The sequence below is a fragment of the Plastoroseomonas hellenica genome, from assembly GCF_018129085.1.
Classification (GTDB): Bacteria; Pseudomonadota; Alphaproteobacteria; order Acetobacterales; family Acetobacteraceae; genus Plastoroseomonas; species Plastoroseomonas hellenica.
Genome location: NZ_JAAGBB010000108.1, coordinates 2,501 through 5,674, shown reverse-complemented (window position 1 = coordinate 5,674; position 3,174 = coordinate 2,501). Strand labels below are relative to the sequence as shown.

General features: G+C 58.8%; 1 tRNA gene and 2 rRNA genes (1 of these 3 running past the window's edge). All 3 read right to left on the bottom strand.

Annotated elements, in window-relative coordinates:
• Nucleotides 1-77 (bottom strand) — tRNA-Met (locus GXW71_RS33960).
• 145 nt (nucleotides 78-222) lie between these two features.
• A 5S ribosomal RNA gene (rrf, locus tag GXW71_RS33955) occupies nucleotides 223-337 on the bottom strand.
• Between the two features lie 114 nt (nucleotides 338-451).
• Nucleotides 452-3,174 (bottom strand): 23S ribosomal RNA (locus tag GXW71_RS33950); it runs 9 nt beyond the window's last position.

Below are 3,174 nucleotides of genomic sequence, written 5' to 3'. Positions count from 1 at the left end.
TGGATGCGGGGACAGGATTTGAACCTGTGACCTTCAGGTTATGAGCCTGACGAGCTACCGGGCTGCTCCACCCCGCGGGAAGTTCTGATGGGGGCTGTTGGGGTGCTTGGTGGAGCATCCCGGCCCTTGGTTAGTTGTCCGCTTTGCGGCGGGGCTGCTGCACCGCGGGTTGGGCGGTGATGGTGTGTTCATGGTTGTGTGTGTTGTTGCTCCGGCCTGGTGGCCCGGCGGCGACCGACTCTCCCGCATCTTGAGATGCAGTACCATGGGCGCTGTGGTGTTTCACGGCCGAGTTCGGGATGGGATCGGGTGTATCAACCACGCGATGACCACCGGGCCACCGGGCCGGAGCAGCAACTGGGAATGGTGTGATTGGGTGAGGGTTGTGTGGTTTGGGACGCGGTTCGGCGCTGTGCGCGGTGGGGAATTGCTTCCCCTGCGTTGGTGTTTGGTATGGAGATCGATCGGGCGATTAGGACCGCTCGGCTGAATGGGTTGCCCCATGTACACCTGCGGCCTATCGACGTGATGGTCTATCACGGCCCTCGGGGAGATCTCGTCTTGAGGCTGGTTTCCCGCTTAGATGCCTTCAGCGGTTATCCATTCCGCACTTGGCTACCCAGCTATGCCGTTGGCACGACAACTGGTGCACCAGAGGTGCGTCCATCCCGGTCCTCTCGTACTAGGGACAGATCCTCTCAAATCTCCAACACCCACGGCAGATAGGGACCGAACTGTCTCACGACGTTCTAAACCCAGCTCACGTACCGCTTTAATCGGCGAACAGCCGAACCCTTGGGACCTGCTCCAGCCCCGGGATGCGATGAGCCGACATCGAGGTGCCAAACCTCCCCGTCGATGTGGACTCTTGGGGGAGATCAGCCTGTTATCCCTAGAGTACCTTTTATCCGTTGAGCGATGGCCCTTCCACGCGGGACCACCGGATCACTAAGGCCGACTTTCGTCCCTGCTCGAGCTGTCGCTCTCGCAGTCAGGCGGGCTTGTGCCTTTGCACTCAACAGCCGATGTCCGACCGGCTTGAGCCCACCATCGCGCGCCTCCGTTACCTTTTGGGAGGCGACCGCCCCAGTCAAACTGCCCACCAGGCAGGGTCCCGACCCGGGCTTACCGGGTTCGGTTAGACGCCAGAAGAGCGCAGGGTGGTATTTCAAGGTTGGCTCCACCGAGGCTGGCGCCCCGGCTTCAAAGCCTCCCACCTATCCTACACAGCCCTCTCCTGGCGCCACTGCCAAGCTGCAGTAAAGGTTCATAGGGTCTTTCCGTCTGACCGCGGGTACCCCGCATCTTCACGGGGAATTCAATTTCGCTGAGCCCATGCTGGAGACAGTGGGGAGGTCGTTACGCCATTCGTGCAGGTCGGAACTTACCCGACAAGGAATTTCGCTACCTTAGGACCGTTATAGTTACGGCCGCCGTTTACCGGGGCTTCAGTTCGGAGCTTGCACTCCTCCCTTTAACCTTCCGGCACCGGGCAGGCGTCAGACCCTATACGTCGTCTCTCGACTTCGCAGAGCCCTGTGTTTTTACTAAACAGTCGCCACCCCCTGGTCTGTGCCACCCCTTCATGGTTGCCCACAAAGGGGTCTCGCTTATCCCGAAGTTACGCGAGCAATTTGCCTAGTTCCTTCAGCATGGTTCTCTCAAGCGCCTTGGTATACTCAACCAGTCCACCTGTGTCGGTTTCGGGTACGGTCCTGTGCCAGAGCTATTTCCTGGACCGATCCGGCAGCCACCCCAATCCGATAAGGGATGACAACGCTTCACGGCCGTCACTTCTGGCGGGCCCAGGAATATTGACCTGGTTTCCATCGGCTACAGCTTTCGCTCTCGCCTTAGGGGCCGGCTCACCCTGCGCGGATTAGCCTTGCGCAGGAACCCTTGGACTTTCGGCGGGAGGGTTTCTCGCCCTCCTTGTCGCTACTCATGTCCGCATTCGCACTTCCCATACCTCCACGGCCCCTCACGGGTACCGCTTCAACGGCCTAGGGAACGCTCCGCTACCGCTTGCTTACGCAAGCCCACAGCTTCGGCAGATGGCTTGAGCCCCGGTACATTTTCGCCGCAAAACAGCTATTAGACCAGTGAGCTATTACGCTTTCTTTAAAGGATGGCTGCTTCTAAGCCAACCTCCTGGTTGTTTTGGCCGTCTCACATGCTTTCCCACTTAGCCATCATTTGGGGGCCTTAGCTGGTGGTCTGGGCTGTTTCCCTCTCGACGACGGACCTTAGCACCCGCCGTCTGTCTGCCAGACTGCACTCCTCGGCATTCGGAGTTCGGTAGGATTTGGTAGGGCTTTGGGCCCCCCTAGTCCTTCCGGTGCTCTACCTCCGAGGGTGATCATCTGACGATCTACCTCAATAGATTTCGCGGAGAACCAGCTATTTCCGAGTTTGATTGGCCTTTCACCCCTAGCCACAGCTCATCCCCGACTTTTTCAACAGGCGTGGGTTCGGCCCTCCAGTGGGTGTTACCCCACCTTCAGCCTGGCCATGGCTAGATCACTCGGTTTCGGGTCTCATGCCAGCAACTAAACGCCCTTATCAGACTCGCTTTCGCTGCGCCTACACCTCTCGGCTTAAGCTTGCTGCTAACACGAACTCGCGGACCCATTATACAAAAGGTACGCCGTCACCCTTGCGGGCTCCGACTGCTTGTAAGCGTTCGGTTTCAGGTCTCTTTCACTCCCCTTGTCGGGGTGCTTTTCACCTTTCCCTCACGGTACTTGTGCACTATCGGTCACCAGGGAGTATTTAGGCTTGGAGGGTGGTCCCCCCATGTTCAGGCAGGGTTTCACGTGCCCCGCCCTACTCAAGGATCTCTGCAAGCACTACGTCTACGGGGCTAACACCCGCTATGGCCGGCCTTTCAATGCCGTTCGACTTCTCTCGCAGAAACCACTGGCCTGCTCCGCGTTCGCTCGCCACTACTAGCGGAATCTCTGTTGATGTCTTTTCCTCCAGGTACTGAGATGTTTCAGTTCCCCGGGTTTGCCTCCGCCACCTATGTATTCAGTGACGGATACCCTTGCGGGTGGGTTTCCCCATTCGGACATCCGCGGATCAACGATCGCTCGCATCTCCCCGCGGCTTTTCGCAGCGTGCCACGTCCTTCATCGCCTCCTGGTGCCAAGGCATCCACCGAACGCCCTTTTC